Raw genomic sequence first — 15,621 nt, forward strand, 5'->3', positions numbered from 1 at the left:
CCCTTCTCGGTCGCGCGCCGGCCATTCCAGGAGCACGCCATGCCCCGCTCGCCCGCATTCCTCGTGGCACTCGCCGCGATCCTCTCGACGCCCGCCTTCGCCGCACCCAAGCCGGAGGCATCGTCGCTCGATCCCGAACTGAAGCTCAATCAGATCCAGGTGCTCGGCACGCACAACAGCTATGCGATGCCGGTGGACAAGCGCCTGCTCGCGATCGTCGATCCGATCCTCGGGCGGATCACCAGCGATCTGCCGGCCAGGCTGCCGCCGGACGAGCGTGCCAAGTTCCGCGAGGAACACCCCAACGACGTCTCGGCCAGCGACGGGCTCGGCTATCTGCACCCCGACCTGACCACGCAGCTGAACGAGGGGATGCGCAGCCTCGAGATCGACGTCAACCCGGACCCGCTGGGCGGCAACTTCGCCGATCCTGCCGGGTATCGTTTGCTCCGGGCGAAGGGCGTGACGGACCTGCTGCCGTACGATGCGAGCGCGATGAATGCGCCCGGGTACAAGGTGCTGCACATTCCCGACGTCGATTTCCGCAGCCACTGCCCGACCCTGAAGGGCTGCCTGACCGAAATACGCGATTGGTCGGACGCGCATCCGGACCATGTGCCAGTGTTCCTGGTGCTCGAGGCGAAGGTCGCCGATCTTGCGCTGCTTCCCGAGCCGACCCACACCGTGCCGTTCACGCCCGCGCTGTTCGACGATCTCGACCATGAAATCGTCTCGATATTGGGGCGGCAGCGCCTGATCACGCCGGACGATGTGCGCGGCACGCATCGCACGCTCAACGAAGCGATCCGCGCCGGCGGCTGGCCGAGCCTGCGCGCCGCGCGGGGCAAGATCATCATCCTCATGATCACCGCGACCGGCGAGGCGGCGACGCGCGGATATCTTGCGGGCCATCCATCGCTCGAGGGGCGCGCAGCGTTCCTGCGCGCCAAGCCGGGAGAGGATCATGCCGCCTTCCTCATGTTCGACAATGCGCTCGTCCGGCAGCGCGAGATCCGCGACTATGTCCGCCAGGGCTATATCGTACGCACCCGATCCGACATCGAGGCGTTCGAAGCCAAGACGAACGACATGCGGCGCGCGACGGCCGCCTTCGCCAGCGGCGCCCAGATCGTCTCGACCGATTTCGAGCACGCGGGCAATGCCTTCGGTACGCCTTATGTCGTGCGGCTGCGCGGCGGCGGTGTGGCGCGGCGGAACCCCTCGTTCCCCGAACCTGCGCGAGCGGCGGAACGCGCGTCGTTCCGGTAGCCCGGCGCCATTGCCAGCAGGAAAACCAGTCCCCCGGCGGCGATGATGATCGCCAGAGCGGCCATCGCCGCCGGGGCGCCCGCCTTGAACCCGTCCAGCAGGAGCGCGAGCGCGCCGCCGCACAGGGCGCCCGAAAGCTTGATCGTCGCGGTCAGCAACGCAAAGGCGAACATGTCGGTGCGCTCGCCCGTCCGGCGGGCATGGCTGCGGATCGCGACGCTCATCTCGCGCCAGAAGAGCGTCATCATCCCGCCGATACCCACGCCGTGTGCGAAGCAGGCCCAAAGCGCCGCCGGCCCCGTACGGCTGCCGGCGAGGAAGGCGATCGCCGCCGCCACCGCGAGCGCGGTGAACGCCATCGCCGGTCGCCGCGGCTCACCCTGCGCGCGGCGCAACATCAGCGGCCCGATCGCAGTGCCGAGCACCAGCGCGAAAAGCAGACCGGCGCCGGACGCACCGCCCAGATCATCGCCTTCGACGAACGGCACCATCCGCATCGCCATTGCCTCCGGTCCCGCGAGCGCCGCGCCGGCCAGGAGCAATCGCGCGAGACCGACCGGGGTCGATCGGGTTCGTGCGGGCGCTGGCGTCCCGGTTGCGTCCGGGCTGTTCTTCCAGCGCAGCATCCAGCCGGCGGTCGCCGCGATCGACAGGCCTATCGCGCCCGCGACGATGCTTTCCCGCCCGATCGCCAGAGCGTGCCGACCCAGCAGCAGGAAGGCGAGGCCCGCGACGGCGAGCCGCGCCAGGCCGCTCAGCGTCTGCCGTATGACGACATACAGGTCCGCCTCCGCTTCATCCTCTGGCAGCAGCGAGACCAGGGCATTCTGGGACACGTCGTAGAAGGCATACGCGATGCGGAAGCCGCCGAGCGTCACGAGCAGTGCGGCAAAGGATTCGCCGGGCCTGAAAAGCAGCAGCAGCATTGCCGCCGTCGCGAGCCCGGCGACGAACTGGATGACGAGAATATGCGACAGCAAGCCTTCCGCCCGGCGTAGCAGATAAGCAGCGCCCACATCGATCGCGGCGCCCTGTACGGTCGACAGGGCGATCAGCAAGCCCGTATCGGCCGCCGACAGGCCAAGACGCATATTGGCGTAGTAAGCGATCAGCAGATCGGTGAGGCTCCAGGCAAGGCTCTTGGCAAAATGGCCAGCGCCATAGGCCGATCGCAAAGCGGCCCGCTTGCTCGCGGAAAAGCCAGTGTCTGTTCGGGGCAGCAAAGCCATGGTGCCGTTGGTACGTCACAGATGAGAAGATTGTGGGACACGCTGCCCCGCCGCCGATCCGGGGCCTGTCGATAGACTTTCCGGCGCGCGCACAGCCGCAGTCGCTCGTCCGCGGCCCGACGCCGGCCAGCCCGACCTTTCGCATTTCCCGCACGGGATATCTTCCCAGTTCAGCTATCGCCGGAAGCAACACCGCCGAGGCCGGCAAGACGATCGACGACGATGAACTGACGCGCTGGGCCAGCGACGGAAAGGCCGAAAACGGCTGGATCGAATATCGCTTCGATTATCCCGTCACGCTCAGCGATGTCGATCTGAAGCTGGTCGGCTGGCGGTCGCGCGGCTACCCGCTCAGCGTGACGCTGGACGGCCGCACGGTCTGGACGGGCACGACCGATCGCCGGCTGGGCTATGCGCGCCTGTCGTTCCCGCCCGCGACCGGCAGCCTCATGCGGATCACGCTCACCGCGCCGACCGAGGATCGGGACGCTTTTGGAAAGGTCGTGGAGCTGAACAACCAGCGCGCCGCAGCCGACACGGGCGCGGAGGAGGTTCCGCCCGGATGGCGAATGGGCATCGTCGAGGCGGATTTCGCGGGCCCCGCGGGCGGGCGATAGGCCTGCGCAACGAAGGCGCGTCCGCCCAGCTCCATCGGTCGAGAGTTCCCCGAGGGGGCGCTCTTGTCGTTCCGCAGTCAGGCGGGCGGATCGGAAATTGATCGATCGCTCCTGCCAAATTCGACTTACAGGGGAAATTCCGCCACAGAGACCGGCACGAGAACAGCAACGCTAAATTGGCAGAAGCCGGGAAAATATGCAGATCATCGTTCGGGACAACAATATCGATCAGGCTCTTCGGGCGTTGAAAAAGAAGCTTCAGCGCGAGGGCGTTTACCGCGAGATGAAGCTTCGCCGACACTATGAAAAGCCCTCCGAGAAGCGTGCGCGGGAGCATGCAGCCGCTGTCAGCCGAGCCCGGAAGGCCGATCGCAAGCGAGCCGAGCGGGATCGCTGACGCTCGACGACAAAGACCCACAGGCGGACGTGCCGGCACCCGGCCGGCTTTCGACTTCCAACCTCCCGTCATCATGGTTGCGACGGTCGCGACGCCGCAGCGAAAGCCCGCCTCGGGGGATAGCTTCCGACTGTCCGTCGCGAACCGTCATTCTGCGCCCCCCGCCCCTCTCGAGATCAGACGTTCGTGGCACCGCATCGCCCATACGGCGATCGCCGGCGCCAAGTCGTCAGTCGGCGTTCGCCAATCGGCTTGCGGCCAGATAATCCTCCTCGCTGACATGCTCGAGCCAGGTTACCGGAGAGCCGTCCTTCGCCTCCTGAATGGCAATGTGGGTCATCGCGCTATCCGGCGTCGCGCCGTGCCAATGCTTGCGGTCGGCCGGGCACCAGAGCTGGTCACCAGCGTGGAAGAGCAGTGTCGGGCCGTCCTCGACCTGCGTCAGGCCGATGCCCTCTGTCACGATCAGCGTCTGTCCGAGCGGATGCGTGTGCCATGCGGAGCGAGCGCCGGCCTCGAAATGGACGATGGCAGCGCCGACCCGTGATGGCGCTTCGCGCTGAAATTGCCCGGTGACCGTCACCTTGCCGGTGAAATACTCCCCCGGACCTTCGGTCGTTTTGAGGTCAGCCTTACGAATGATGTCCATCGCGACATGTCCTGTCTGGTGTGGGGTTTGCGCGGCCGAAGAGGCCGCATCGAGAAAGGTCAGGGCCAGGCCGAGCGCGATACGCCTGATGATCATGTTCGTTTCATCCTGGTCGCGGCTCAGTGCTATGCGAGATCGCCGTAGAACCAGGAGGCCGTCACGCCGCCGTCCATCAGGATATCGCTACCCGTGATGAAGGCGCCGTCGGGGCCCATCAGCAGCGCGCCGACCGTCCCGACCTCGTCAGGCGTGCCGGCCCGGCCGGCGGGCGACAGATCGATCATGCGCCGATAGCCCTCGCCCCTGGGGCCCGACAGCTCGTCATTGGCAAGCGGGGTCATGATGATACCGGGGCTGATCGTGTTGATCCGCGCGCCCCTTTCCGCCCAGCGCACCGCCTCGGCCTTCACCCGCAAAGCGTTACCGCGCTTGGCGATCTGATAGGCATTGAGCGGATCGGTTACCGACGTGAGCAAAGGCAGCTCTAGCAGTTCCTCGGCCGGTGTCATCGCCAAGGCCCGATCCTCGTCTGCCGTCAGTGCGCCGAGCCGGTGCCCCGACTGAGAAGCGATCACGACCCCCGAGCCCCCGGCCGCGATGACGTCGCCGAACAGCTCGAGGAGCAAGGCGGTCCCGTAGAGATCGACCTTCAGGATCGTGGCAGGCGGCGCCTGCGAAGGAGACACCCCGGCTGCGTGGATCAGGCCGGTAACTTCGCCAATCGCGGCGGCCGCGGAAACGAGCGCCACTACCGACGATCGCGAGGAGATATCGACCGCGAAAGTGCTGGTGACAAAGCCGGCATCGTTCAGCACCTTTGCGGCCGCATCGGCGGCCTCGATACGCAGGTCGGCCAGCAGCACATGTTTGCCGGCACTCACCCGGCGGGCGATCGCCTGGCCGATAGACCCCGCGCCGACGACCACGATCACGTCCAATGTTGCGCGCTTCATGTTCATCTTGTCTGTCAAAGCCCGGTCATCTTGAGGACGGCCTCGGGCAGTCGCTCGCCCTGGACTGTGATAGTGGACAGCCCGCTCTCGATCTCGGCGAGATCCTCGGCGGTCAGCTCGAGATCGATCGCCCCCAGATTTTCGCGGAGCCGGTGTGGCTTGGTGGTCCCCGGGATCGGCACGATCCATGGACGCTGCGCCAACAGCCAAGCAAGCGCGACCTGCGCCGGCGTGGCCTGCTTGCGATCGGCGACCGCGCGGACCACGTCTACAAGCGCCATATTGGCCTTGCGCGCCTCCGGGCTGAACCGCGGCACGGCATTGCGGAAGTCACCATCGGCGAAACGGGTACTCTCGTCGATCTTGCCGGACAGGAAACCCGCGCCCAGCGGGCTGAACGGCACGAAGCCGATGCCAAGCTCCTCGAGCGTCGGCAGCAGCTCTGCCTCCGGCCCGCGCCAGAACAACGAATATTCGCTCTGCACTGCTGTGATCGGCTGCACCGCATGCGCGCGGCGAATGGTGTTCACTCCCGCCTCGGACAGCCCGAAATGATTGACCTTGCCCTCGGCGATCAACTCCCGGACCGCGCCAGCGACATCCTCGATCGGGACGGCCGGATCGACACGGTGCTGGTAGAAAAGATCGATCCTATCGGTGCGCAATCGCTTGAGCGCGGCCTCGGCGACGGCCTTGATATGCTCGGGCCGGCTGTTAGTGCCGCCGGTGCGCGCGCCGGTGACCGGATCGATCTCGAACCCGAATTTGGTAGCGATCACCACCTGCTCGCGGATTGGCTGCAGGGCCTCCCCCACGAGCTCTTCATTGACGAACGGACCATAGGCTTCGGCGGTGTCGTAGAACGTCACGCCCTCGTCATGGGCCGCGCGGATCATCGCGATCATCTCGGCGGTATCGGCCGCCGGCCCATAGGCCGAACTCATGCCCATACAGCCGAGCCCGAGTGCCGAAACCTCGAGGTCTTTGCCCAAACGTCGCGTCTTCATCGTCGTCATCCTTGTATCTGGCCGAGCCAGGATTTGATCTGGTTGAGCGTGCGGCGCTCCTGATCGGCCTCCATGACGAAGGGCGGCTCGATCCGCGCGCCGGGTGCGTGGCTGGTGAGCACGGCGGGCGCGCTGCCGACACCATAGCCGCCATGGGTGATGAACGGCCGCAGCGTCTTGCCGCGCAGATCGTGCGCTTTCAGAAACGATCGGATCGGCGGCGGCGCGGTTTCGCCCCATATGGGGAAACCCAGGAAGATCTCGTCATATCCGGCGATAGCCTCGGCCTTCGCCGCGAGCCGTGGCTCGAACCCGCTGTCGCGCTCGCGCGTCGCCTGCGCGACATGCGCTTCATAATCCGCAGGATAAGGCGAGGCCGGTCGGATCTCGAAGAGGTCGCCCCCGAGCTGCCGGTGGAGCGTCTCGGCGATCACGCGCGTATTGCCCGAGCGCGTCAGATAAGCGACGAGCGTCTTAGAACCCGTCATAGGAGTGGCGCCTTCGTTCTGAGCGCAGGCAGCCGTGCCCGCGAAAGCGAGGATGGCGGGAATGGCGAGCAGCCCGCGCCGGGAGAGATCGCTCACGATGCCCTCGGCGGCGCTTCGACGCCCGAAAAGGCCTGCACCGCCGGTGGCAGGCGCTCGCCTTTCACCGCGATCGCACGGACCGCGCTGTTGAGTTCTCCCACCTCGGCGGGGCCGAGACGCAGCGCCATCGCGCCGCTATTGTCCAGCATATGCGCCATCTGGGTCGTGCCGGGGATCGGCACGATCCACGGCTTCTGTGCCAGCAACCACGCGAGCGCGATCTGCGCCGGCGTCGATCTCTTTCGCTCAGCCCAGCGCTTCAGCAGTTCGACGAGCGCGAGATTGGCCGGCAGATTGTCCTTGGCGAAGCGCGTCTCGCTTTTGCGAATGTCGCCGTCGGCGTAACTCGTCTGGAGATCGATCGCTCCGGTCAGAAAGCCGACCCCAAGCGGACTCCACGGCACGAAGCCGATGCCCAATGTCTCGCACAAGGGCAACACCTCGGCCTCCGGCCCGCGCCACAGCATCGAATATTCGCTCTGCACGGCGGTGACCGGCAACTCGGCGTGGGCTCGGCGCAGCGTGCCCAAACCCATCTCGCACAGACCCCAGTGGAGAACCTTGCCCTCCGCCTTCAGCTGCTTGATGACGCCCGCAACGTCTTCGATCGGCACGGCCGGATCGACGCGGTGCTGGTAAAGCAGATCGATCCGATCGGTCCGCAGCCGCTTGAGCATAGCCTCGACGACGATCCGGATATGGTCCGGCCGGCTGTTGAGGCCGGGTAGACGCCGACCGGTTTCGACGTCGATGTTCCATCCGAACTTGGTTGCGAGCACGACCTTGTCGCGGAATGGCTGGACGCCTTCGCCGAGGATCCGCTCGACCTCAAGCGGACCATAAGCTTCGGCGGAGTCGAAGAACGTGATGCCCTGATCATATGCGGCTCGAATGATACGCAGCATCTCCGGACGGTATGGAACGGTCGTCTGATAGGTCCGGCTCATGTTCTGAACGCCAAGACCGACGCTCGACACCTCCAGCGTACCGAGCTGGCGACGCGACCTCTGCAAGATCGGCGCCGAAGCGCCGCGCTCGTTCATGGCACCCGCTGGTCCAGCTAGGGCGGGTGCCACTATCGCCGCACCAGTCGCCGCAAGCAGCGCGCGCCGATCAATGCCATTTCCGTCGCTCATGAACTCGTCTCCTCGGCGCGCCGGTGCTCAGTTCTGGTTTGGAAAATCGGTGCCTTTGCTGGCGGCCTCCGCTGCATCGATCTCGTCGAGCTGGGCCTGGAGCCCCTTGCGGACGATCTTCACGGCATCGCTGCCGAGGAGCAGCCGCATGGGCAGCTCGGGCTTCGCGACCGTGTCCAGGATCAGCTGGGCGGCGCGTGCAGGATCGCCCGGCTGGGTGCCGTCGCTGCGATCATTCTCCTTGCGGCGCGGACCGACCGTGGCTTCATAGTCGCCGATGGCATGCTTCGCGCCCTTCAGCGAGCGGCCTGCAAAGTCCGTACGGAACGCACCCGGCTCGATGACCAGCACGCGGATGCCGAGCGGCTCGACCTCGGTCTTGAGCGTGAGGGTGATGCCCTCCTGCGCCATTTTCGCTCCAGAATAGTAACCGGAGCCCGGGTTCACGAACTGCGCGGCGATCGAGGAAAAGTTGACGATGGTCCCCTGACGTCGCGCTCGCATGCCCGGCAGCACCGCCTTCATCACCGCTACCGGTCCGAAGACGTGCGTGGCGAAAAGATCGGCGACGTCCTGCGCATCGCCTTCCTCGACAGCGGCGCGGTAGCCATAGCCGGCATTGTTCACGAGCACATCGATATCGCCAAATCGCTCGATCGCACTCGCGACGGCACGGGAGATACTCGCCTGATCGGCCAATTCCAGGGCGACGGCCAAAGCGCGATCCGGGAAGGCGCGCTCGAATTCCCGCACGCTTTCGGCATCGCGCGCTGTGACGACGGCGTTGTGGCCCGCTTCAAGCACGGCAGTCGCCAAGCTATGTCCCAAGCCCGACGAGCATCCTGTAATCAGCCAAGTTGTCATGGCGTTTGCCTCCTGTTGCGATCTGTCGGGAGCGGACCGAATGAGCAGGCCCGTCGCGTACGACGAAGATAGGCCTCGCTCCCGCCATCGATTACCCGCTACAATCGGGATGTCGCGATAAGATGGGCTTCTGAATGGCGATCGAGAATTTCAACAATTTGGCCGCCTTCGTCGCAGTGGCGCAGGCGCGCAGCTTCACACGAGCCGCCGCGCAGCTCGGGATCTCGCAGTCGGCGCTCAGCCAGACCATGAAGGGTCTGGAGGCACGGCTCGGCATGCGCCTGCTCACCCGCAGCACGCGCAGCGTGTTTCCCACCGAGGCCGGTGAACGGCTGCTCTCGACGCTTGCGCCGCGGTTTGAAGAAATCGAACAGGAAATCGGTGCGCTCAGTGCGCTGCGTGACAAGCCGGCGGGAACTGTCCGGATTACCGCCGGCGAACATCCCGCGATTTCGATCCTCCAGCCCGCCCTGAAGCGCATCCTGCCGGCCTATCCCGACATTCATGTCGAGATCATCGTCGATTATGGCTTGGTCGACATTGTCGCTCAAGGCTTCGACGCTGGCGTCCGCCTCGGCGAGCAGGTGGCCAAGGACATGATCGCCGTCCGGATCGGCCCAGATATGCGGATGGCGGTGGTCGGAACGCCGGACTATTTCGAGAGCCATGAGCGGCCGACGTCGCCGCAGGATCTTACCGGTCACAATTGCATCAATATCCGACTGCCGACCTATGGCGGCGTCTACGTATGGGAATTTGAGCAGGGCGATCGAGAATTGCGCGTGCGCGTGGAGGGGCAACTCGTCGTCAACAATGCAGTCGTCAGAATGGCTTCCGTTCTTGACGGGCTAGGTCTTGCCTACATGCCGGAGGACCAGGTCATCGACCACCTTGATTCTGGCCGGTTGATCCGCGTGTTGGACGATTGGTGCCCCCCGTTTTCGGGCTATCACCTCTATTATCCAAGCCGCCGGCATGCTTCGCCCGCGTTCGGCGTCGCGCTCGAGGCGCTCCGTTACCGATCCTAGACGCTGATGAATGTCGGCCCCCCGCTCGCGACAAGCTCGCCGGGCTTGTAGGTTGGGCACGCGCGGCCCGGCAGCTCATCGCCCTTCTGCAAATCGAGCGCCAGCGCGCGTCCTATGATTGGTGCGCGACGCAGTCCCGAGCGAACGGTCTCGCTTGGGCCATTCCCTGTGAGAGCGATTCTGCAGGGAATTGGCTTCGAATAGCAGGTCTCCGCGCGCAACCCCCGACTGATCAGCCAGCCAGCCCAACGGCTTAGCACCGGCCCGCTGACGAACACGCTCGGCTATCAGACCAACGTCAGTTTCGACGATTCGCCGGCAATGCCCGCAACGAGGCGGACGGCAAGAAGCTCAACGGTCGCCGCTATTTCTCAGCGCACCAGAAACTCCGTTGGAAGCCGACCGGCGCTTTCAAGATCGATCGCGGCATCGATTATCAGGATGGGGAAAGCACGACGGTCCGCCCCTTCATCCTGCTGGCGCCCAACGCGATCCTGCGCGGCAATCGGAGCTTCACGCCCGCGGTCTTCGCGCCCGGCATCGTTGTTGGCCCACAGAATACCGACGTCGCGTACAATTTTTTTCAGACCGGCAACACTTACAACGACTTCGCCCAGTCGCTACGCGTCTCGTACGATACAGGCGGCCCGACGGTGATGTCGATTACGGCCCACGATCATCATAATTCGCACGATCGCCTCGATAACGACGATTCCGCGATCCCGACGTTCGACAATCGCCAGCGCGGCGATTTCTCGACCGAGCAATTCAGCCAGGAGTTGCGGCTCGTCTCCCCGGGCGGCGACCGTCTTCGCTACACGCTGGGCCTCTTTTTCAACACGACGAAATTCGATCGGACGTTCAATCGCGGTCCGCTTTTCTCGATCGCGCGATGGGCCGCTGCCAACGGGAGCGATCAGCTGTCCGGTATCAGTCAGCTAGAATATGACGTGCTGCCCTCGACGACCCTCATTGCCGGCGCACGCTATAGCCGCGAGCGGATCGACTACACCTTCAACGATCTGGTCGCAGCCCGCATTTATGGCGGCCATTCGGTTGACTATTTCGGCACTTACAAGCTGGGCCTCCAGCACAAGTTCGCCGCCGACATTACGGGCTTCCTGACCTATGCGACGGGCCACAAGGGCGAGGCCTACGGCAGGCCCTTGTCAGTAAGCTCATGGACGCTCGGCGCGCGGTGGGCCGCGCGCTCAAGGCGGCAGACGGAGAGGCTGGCACGAGCCCGTGCCGAGGTTGATTCAGCCAAGGTGGCGCTTGGCGAACGCGGTCCGGTTTGGTGGAATGACGGGAGCGAGGATATGAACAGGCACCTTGTCCGCAACACGCGTTATGCCAGCTGGTATGAGGCGCTTGGGGACATCGAATGAAGACGATCCGCTTTTCTGACGGCACTACGGTACCGGCTCTCGGACAGGGGACCTGGATGATGGCGGAGCAGCCTCAGAGGCGCGCGAACGAGTTGGCAGCGCTGCGCGCCGGAATCGAACTTGGTATGACGCTGATAGACACGGCAGAGATGTATGGCGACGGCGAGTCCGAGCGTCTGGTAGGCGAAGCAATCACCGGCATTCGCGACGGCGTGTTCTTGGTCAGCAAGGCCTATCCGCAGAACGCGTCGCAAGCACGCTTGGCGACGGCCTGCGAGGCAAGCCTCCAGCGGCTCGGGACCGATCGGCTCGATCTTTATCTCCTTCATTGGCGCGGCAGCGTGCCGCTCGTCGAGACCGTCGAAGCGATGAGCCGTCTCGTCGATGCGGGCAAGATTCTCCGGTGGGGCGTCAGCAATCTCGACACAGACGATATGGAACAGCTGATAGCGGCAGGCGGTAGCGCCTGTGCGTCCAACCAGATCCTCTACAATCTCACACGTCGCAGCCCCGAGCACGACCTGCTGCCCTGGCTAACCGACCATCGGATCCCTATCATGGCCTATAGCCCGGTGGAACAGGGTCGACTGCTCCACCACCGGCAGCTCGTGGATGTAGCGGCTCGGATCGGCGCCACGCCCGCGCAGGTCGCGCTCGCTTGGACCATGCGAAGTGGCGACCTGATCGCCATCCCGAAAGCCGCGAGCGTCGAGCACGTGCGGGAGAACCGCGCGGCGGCCGACCTGGAATTGTCGGCGGACGATCTCGCAGCGCTCGACACCGCCTTCCCTCGGCCGCGCGATCGCTTGCCTCTGGAGATGCTCTGAGGCCCTCGTAAAATGACCTAAGCAACCCCATTTTTGCGATCAGATGGAGGGTTCGATGCAAACCTATCGCAAGACTGACGAGGCAATCTCCGCGCTCACTGCCGAGCAATATCAGGTGACGCAGAAGAGCGGCACCGAGCGTCCGGGTACGGGCTCACTTCTTCACAACAAAGAGCCCGGTATCTACGTCGATATCGTGTCCGGTGAGCCGTTGTTCGCGAGCTCGGACAAATATGAATCCGGATGCGGTTGGCCGAGCTTCACCAAGCCGATCGAGCCAGCGAACGTCGCGGAAATCACTGACACATCATTGTTCATGACCCGCATCGAGGTTCGCTCGACGCATGGTGACAGCCATCTGGGGCATGTGTTCGATGATGGCCCGCGTGATCGCGGCGGCCTGCGCTATTGCATCAATTCCGCGTCGCTCCGCTTCGTTCACCGCGACGATATGGAAGCGCAAGGCTATGGCGCTTATGTGCCTCAGGTCGAGGACGTCGCATGAGCACGGAACGCGCTGTCCTCGCCGGAGGCTGTTTCTGGGGGATGCAGGATCTGATCCGCCGGCTGCCAGGGGTCGTCTCGACCAGGGTCGGCTATTCCGGCGGCGAGGTGCCTAACGCAACCTACCGCAACCATGGCAATCACGCCGAAGCCATCGAGATCACATTCGATCCTGAGCTGACGACGTATCGCGCCTTGCTGGAATTCTTTTTCCAGATCCACGATCCGACCACCCGCAATCGCCAAGGCAACGATATCGGCGCAAGCTATCGCTCCGCGATCTTCTATGCGGATGCGGATCAGAAGGCGGTCGCCGAGGACACCATCGCCGACGTCGATGCTTCGGGTCTGTGGCCCGGCAAAGTCGTGACCGAATTGGCAGAATTGGGGGACTTCTGGCAGGCAGAGCCTGAGCACCAGGACTATCTGGAGCGCCTGCCGAACGGCTATACCTGCCATTTCGTCCGACCTGGCTGGAAGCTTCCCCACCGCGCCGTTGCGGCATGAACTGGCGGGAGGGCCCGCACCGGGCCTGACCGTTGATGCGGGGCCGGTAAAGTCTGATCCTGTCTGGGGTGAGGCACGGCCCCACTCGCTGCCCGCGGCACAAAATCCACGCGATACCGTTTGATGGCCGGACGGGAGGCGTGACATCCAAAGTGACGGGACGAGGCAGCCACGCGGAGACGCGACCGGCCGCGTAAGGCATTCGTGGTCAGACTGGCTGCTACGGATCTTGGGCGCGCTGTGCCTGATCCTGTTCGCGCTGTGGCTCGTCCTTTACCTGACCAAGGGGCGCTTCCTGCGCGGGCCGTTCGAGCGGACCCTGAGCGCTCAGCTTCACCGCTCGGTGAAGACGCGCGGCGACTTCCAGCTCTTCCTTGATCCGTTCGACGTAAAGCTGGTCGTCGCGGGCCTGACGGTCCGCAATCCCGATTACGCGACCAAACCTTACCTAATCAGCGCCGAGCGGCTCCAGGCGCGCATCGCCTCCTTGACGCTATTTCGCAAAAAGTGGCGGCTACGCGAGCTCGAACTGGCCAATGCGGGGCTCGATCTCGAGTGGGACAAGGCGCACCGGCGCAACAGCTGGACCTTCAGTGACCGGAAGGGTGGCGAACCGCTGACGCTGCCAGTCATAGATCGGGCGACATTGTCGGGCACGACGCTGCGTTACCGCGATCCCCGGTTGCGGCTGCTGGCGGACCTCCGCTTCCAGACGATCAGGTCAGCCGACGCCCGGATCGGCTCGGCGGTCCGCTTTGCCGGACGGGGACAGATACGCGCGACACCCTTCACAACCACCGGCGCGCTGCTTTCGCCTGACGAGACCGTCCAGCGCGGCCGCAATCAGCTGACCCTGCGCGCTTATGCGGCCGACAATGTCATCGACATGCGCGGAACATTGCCGAGCCTCGCCGCGCTCGAAGATGTGCCCCTGGCCGTGGCCGCACGCGGTCGCAATCTCGCGCGGTTGCTGGACGTCATCGGCATCACCGTACCGGACACCCGCCGCTACGCGCTGGCATCCCAGCTCATCCTTCACGAAGACCAATATCGCTTTACGCGGATGCACGGGCGCTTCGGCGACAGCGATCTGTCGGGGGCCTTTACCGTCCATAACATCGAGCCGCGCGTGCGGGTGGAGGCGATGCTCGCCACGCATCGGCTCGACATCGTCGATGCCGCGCCTTTCATGGGCTATAATCCCGATGAGATCGCCGCGAAGGGCGCAGCCGGGGCGATCACCCACGTGCGGGGCGCGCCCCGTCTGCTGCCGGATGCGCGGCTGAGAATAGAAGCGCTGCGCGCCTTCGATGCTGGCCTTCGCTGGCATATCGACACGGTGCGATCCCGGACTATTCCCTTGGCGGACATTGATCTGCGCCTGTCTCTCGAGGACCGCCTGCTGAAGCTCGTGCCGCTGACCTTCACGATGGCGCGCGGACGCGTGACATCCGACGTAACGATCGACGCGCGCATGCGGCCGGTTCGGACCACCTACGATGTCCGCCTGTTGCCTACACCCATCAGCCAATTGCTAGCCGGCTTCGGCGCGATCGAGGCCGGAACCACAGGGACCGTGAAAGGCCGCGCCGAGTTGATCGGTGACGGCGACAGCGTGCGCGACAGCCTCGCGAGCGCTCGCGGCCGCATCGCGTTCGTCCTGCCTAGCGGCACCTTCTGGATGCGCAACGTCCAGCTTGTCGAACTCGATCTCGGCGTGTTCTTCCAGCGCATGCTGCAGAACAAGCTCAAGCAGCCGGTCCGGATCAATTGCGGGCTCGTCGCCTTTACCGTCCGCAATGGGCTCGCCACGGCCGACCCGATCCTGATCGATACGGCCAAAAATGTCATTGCCGGTCGCGGCAGCTTTTCTTTTCGCGATGAGCGGCTCGATCTGGCGATCCGCGCGGACGCGAAGACGTTCAGTTTGCTGTCGGGGCAGTCGCCAGTCGGTCTCGGCGGATACTTCGCCGCGCCTGTCATCCGGCCGCTGAGCACGCAGTTATTCAGTCGATCCGGTATCGGGCTCGGCTTGGCGGCGCTGGCCCCGCCCGCAGCGCTGCTCGCGTTCGTCGATCCTGGCGATGCCAAGTCGGCGGCCTGCGGGCCCGTACTCGCGGGCGCTCGTGCCAGCGCCCAGCGGACCAGCGGCGGTCAAAAACGCCGCGATGTTGGCACCGTGAACACGCACGGAGTTTCGAAGCGGAAGAAATTCCTAGGACTGTTTTGAGGGCGCCTCTCGCTGCCCTGCCGCCCCGAGCCCACCGCTGAAGCGGCAGGACCCGCGCCGAGACGCGGCATAGTGAGGAAACCTGGCGCGACGGTCGATCACATCTTTTGGCCGTGAGACGGGGTTCGCCCGCCTCGTCGAGGTCGTCGCTGTTCGACGGGATCGCCGTCCCGCCCGGCAGCCTTTCGGCCAGCGCGGCAATGCCTTCCCCTGAGAACTCCGTCATGGACGCGCCGTCGATGATCACGGGATGTTCGAGCGTCAGCGTGGCGTCCGTCCGGTGAGCCGGATCCAGTGTGAGCCAGGCCCGGACCGCACCCTCGAGGCTGGTCACTTCCGCGACGTCATCGTCGCCACGAGGGACATTCTCGAGAGCGGCGCTCGCACGCCAATTTATCTCGGGCGAGACTGCATCGCCCCATATCGCTT

Annotated in this window: 16 protein-coding genes; 9 read left to right on the top strand and 7 right to left on the bottom strand. The window is 64.9% G+C overall.

All coding sequences use genetic code 11. From position 1 onward, the window contains the following. Positions 1–39 precede the first annotated feature (39 nt). The gene (locus tag Q4F19_RS18085; protein ID WP_303545620.1) at positions 40–1,269 is read left to right on the top strand and encodes a Ca2+-dependent phosphoinositide-specific phospholipase C; all 1,230 of its coding nucleotides are present in this window, start codon (positions 40–42) and stop codon (positions 1,267–1,269) included. Here the strand turns inward: Q4F19_RS18085 and Q4F19_RS18090 are convergent. Further along, on the bottom strand, positions 1,176–2,498 hold the full coding sequence (locus tag Q4F19_RS18090; protein ID WP_303545622.1) for an MFS transporter: 1,323 nt from the start codon (positions 2,496–2,498) through the stop codon (positions 1,176–1,178). The two genes, Q4F19_RS18085 and Q4F19_RS18090, sit on opposite strands and share 94 nt — an antisense overlap. A gap of 32 nt (positions 2,499–2,530) precedes the next feature. On the opposite strand from Q4F19_RS18090, the gene Q4F19_RS18095 reads away from it, so the two are divergent. Together Q4F19_RS18095 and rpsU are read left to right on the top strand one after the other, a co-directional pair. Beyond that, positions 2,531–3,115: a discoidin/SUN/FTP domain-containing protein gene (locus tag Q4F19_RS18095; RefSeq protein WP_303545624.1), complete on the top strand. Its 585-nt coding sequence runs from the start codon at positions 2,531–2,533 to the stop codon at positions 3,113–3,115. 196 nt (positions 3,116–3,311) lie between these two features. Next, complete coding sequence (rpsU, locus tag Q4F19_RS18100; RefSeq protein WP_303545627.1) at positions 3,312–3,512, top strand: 30S ribosomal protein S21; 201 nt, start codon at positions 3,312–3,314, stop codon at positions 3,510–3,512. A 229-nt stretch (positions 3,513–3,741) separates the two neighbouring features. Here the strand turns inward: rpsU and Q4F19_RS18105 are convergent, their stop codons facing one another. The 6 genes from Q4F19_RS18105 to Q4F19_RS18130 all read right to left on the bottom strand — a co-directional run bounded on the left by Q4F19_RS18105 (position 3,742) and on the right by Q4F19_RS18130 (position 8,708). Continuing rightward, complete coding sequence (locus tag Q4F19_RS18105) at positions 3,742–4,257, bottom strand: (R)-mandelonitrile lyase (protein ID WP_303545630.1); 516 nt, start codon at positions 4,255–4,257, stop codon at positions 3,742–3,744. Positions 4,258–4,286: 29 nt separating this feature from the next. Continuing rightward, complete coding sequence (locus tag Q4F19_RS18110) at positions 4,287–5,132, bottom strand: SDR family oxidoreductase (protein WP_303545633.1); 846 nt, start codon at positions 5,130–5,132, stop codon at positions 4,287–4,289. Next, positions 5,129–6,121, bottom strand: a complete 993-nt coding sequence (locus Q4F19_RS18115; protein ID WP_303545636.1) for an aldo/keto reductase — start codon at positions 6,119–6,121, stop codon at positions 5,129–5,131. Before Q4F19_RS18115 ends, Q4F19_RS18110 begins: the two co-directional genes overlap by 4 nt. Before the next feature lie 5 nt (positions 6,122–6,126). After that, positions 6,127–6,705 (bottom strand): flavodoxin, encoded by a 579-nt coding sequence (locus Q4F19_RS18120; RefSeq protein ID WP_303545639.1) that lies wholly within the window; start codon positions 6,703–6,705, stop codon positions 6,127–6,129. Next, positions 6,702–7,751 (bottom strand): aldo/keto reductase, encoded by a 1,050-nt coding sequence (locus Q4F19_RS18125; protein WP_431312430.1) that lies wholly within the window; start codon positions 7,749–7,751, stop codon positions 6,702–6,704. The genes Q4F19_RS18120 and Q4F19_RS18125 overlap by 4 nt, the downstream gene beginning before the upstream one ends. Positions 7,752–7,871: 120 nt before the next feature. After that, entirely contained in the window at positions 7,872–8,708 is an 837-nt protein-coding gene (locus Q4F19_RS18130) for an oxidoreductase (protein WP_303545645.1), read from the bottom strand. A gap of 134 nt (positions 8,709–8,842) precedes the next feature. Here Q4F19_RS18130 and Q4F19_RS18135 point away from each other — a divergent pair, with 134 nt between their 5' ends. From Q4F19_RS18135 to Q4F19_RS18160, 6 genes are all read left to right on the top strand, one after another. Beyond that, entirely contained in the window at positions 8,843–9,736 is an 894-nt protein-coding gene (locus Q4F19_RS18135) for a LysR family transcriptional regulator (protein ID WP_303545647.1), read from the top strand. Positions 9,737–10,392: 656 nt separating this feature from the next. Further along, positions 10,393–11,124, top strand: a complete 732-nt coding sequence (locus tag Q4F19_RS18140) for a TonB-dependent receptor domain-containing protein (RefSeq protein WP_303545650.1) — start codon at positions 10,393–10,395, stop codon at positions 11,122–11,124. Further along, positions 11,121–11,951, top strand: coding sequence for an aldo/keto reductase (locus tag Q4F19_RS18145; RefSeq protein ID WP_303545653.1), 831 nt, complete (start codon positions 11,121–11,123; stop codon positions 11,949–11,951). Before Q4F19_RS18140 ends, Q4F19_RS18145 begins: the two co-directional genes overlap by 4 nt. A 55-nt stretch (positions 11,952–12,006) precedes the next feature. Beyond that, complete coding sequence (msrB, locus tag Q4F19_RS18150) at positions 12,007–12,456, top strand: peptide-methionine (R)-S-oxide reductase MsrB (protein WP_303545656.1); 450 nt, start codon at positions 12,007–12,009, stop codon at positions 12,454–12,456. After that, positions 12,453–12,962, top strand: coding sequence for a peptide-methionine (S)-S-oxide reductase MsrA (msrA, locus tag Q4F19_RS18155; RefSeq protein ID WP_303545659.1), 510 nt, complete (start codon positions 12,453–12,455; stop codon positions 12,960–12,962). Before msrB ends, msrA begins: the two co-directional genes overlap by 4 nt. Positions 12,963–13,191: 229 nt before the next feature. After that, entirely contained in the window at positions 13,192–15,192 is a 2,001-nt protein-coding gene (locus Q4F19_RS18160) for an AsmA family protein (protein ID WP_303545662.1), read from the top strand. Positions 15,193–15,621: the final 429 nt, after the last annotated feature.

The sequence above is a fragment of the Sphingomonas natans genome (genome assembly GCF_030546695.1).
Classification (GTDB): domain Bacteria; phylum Pseudomonadota; class Alphaproteobacteria; order Sphingomonadales; family Sphingomonadaceae; genus Sphingomonas_I; species Sphingomonas_I natans.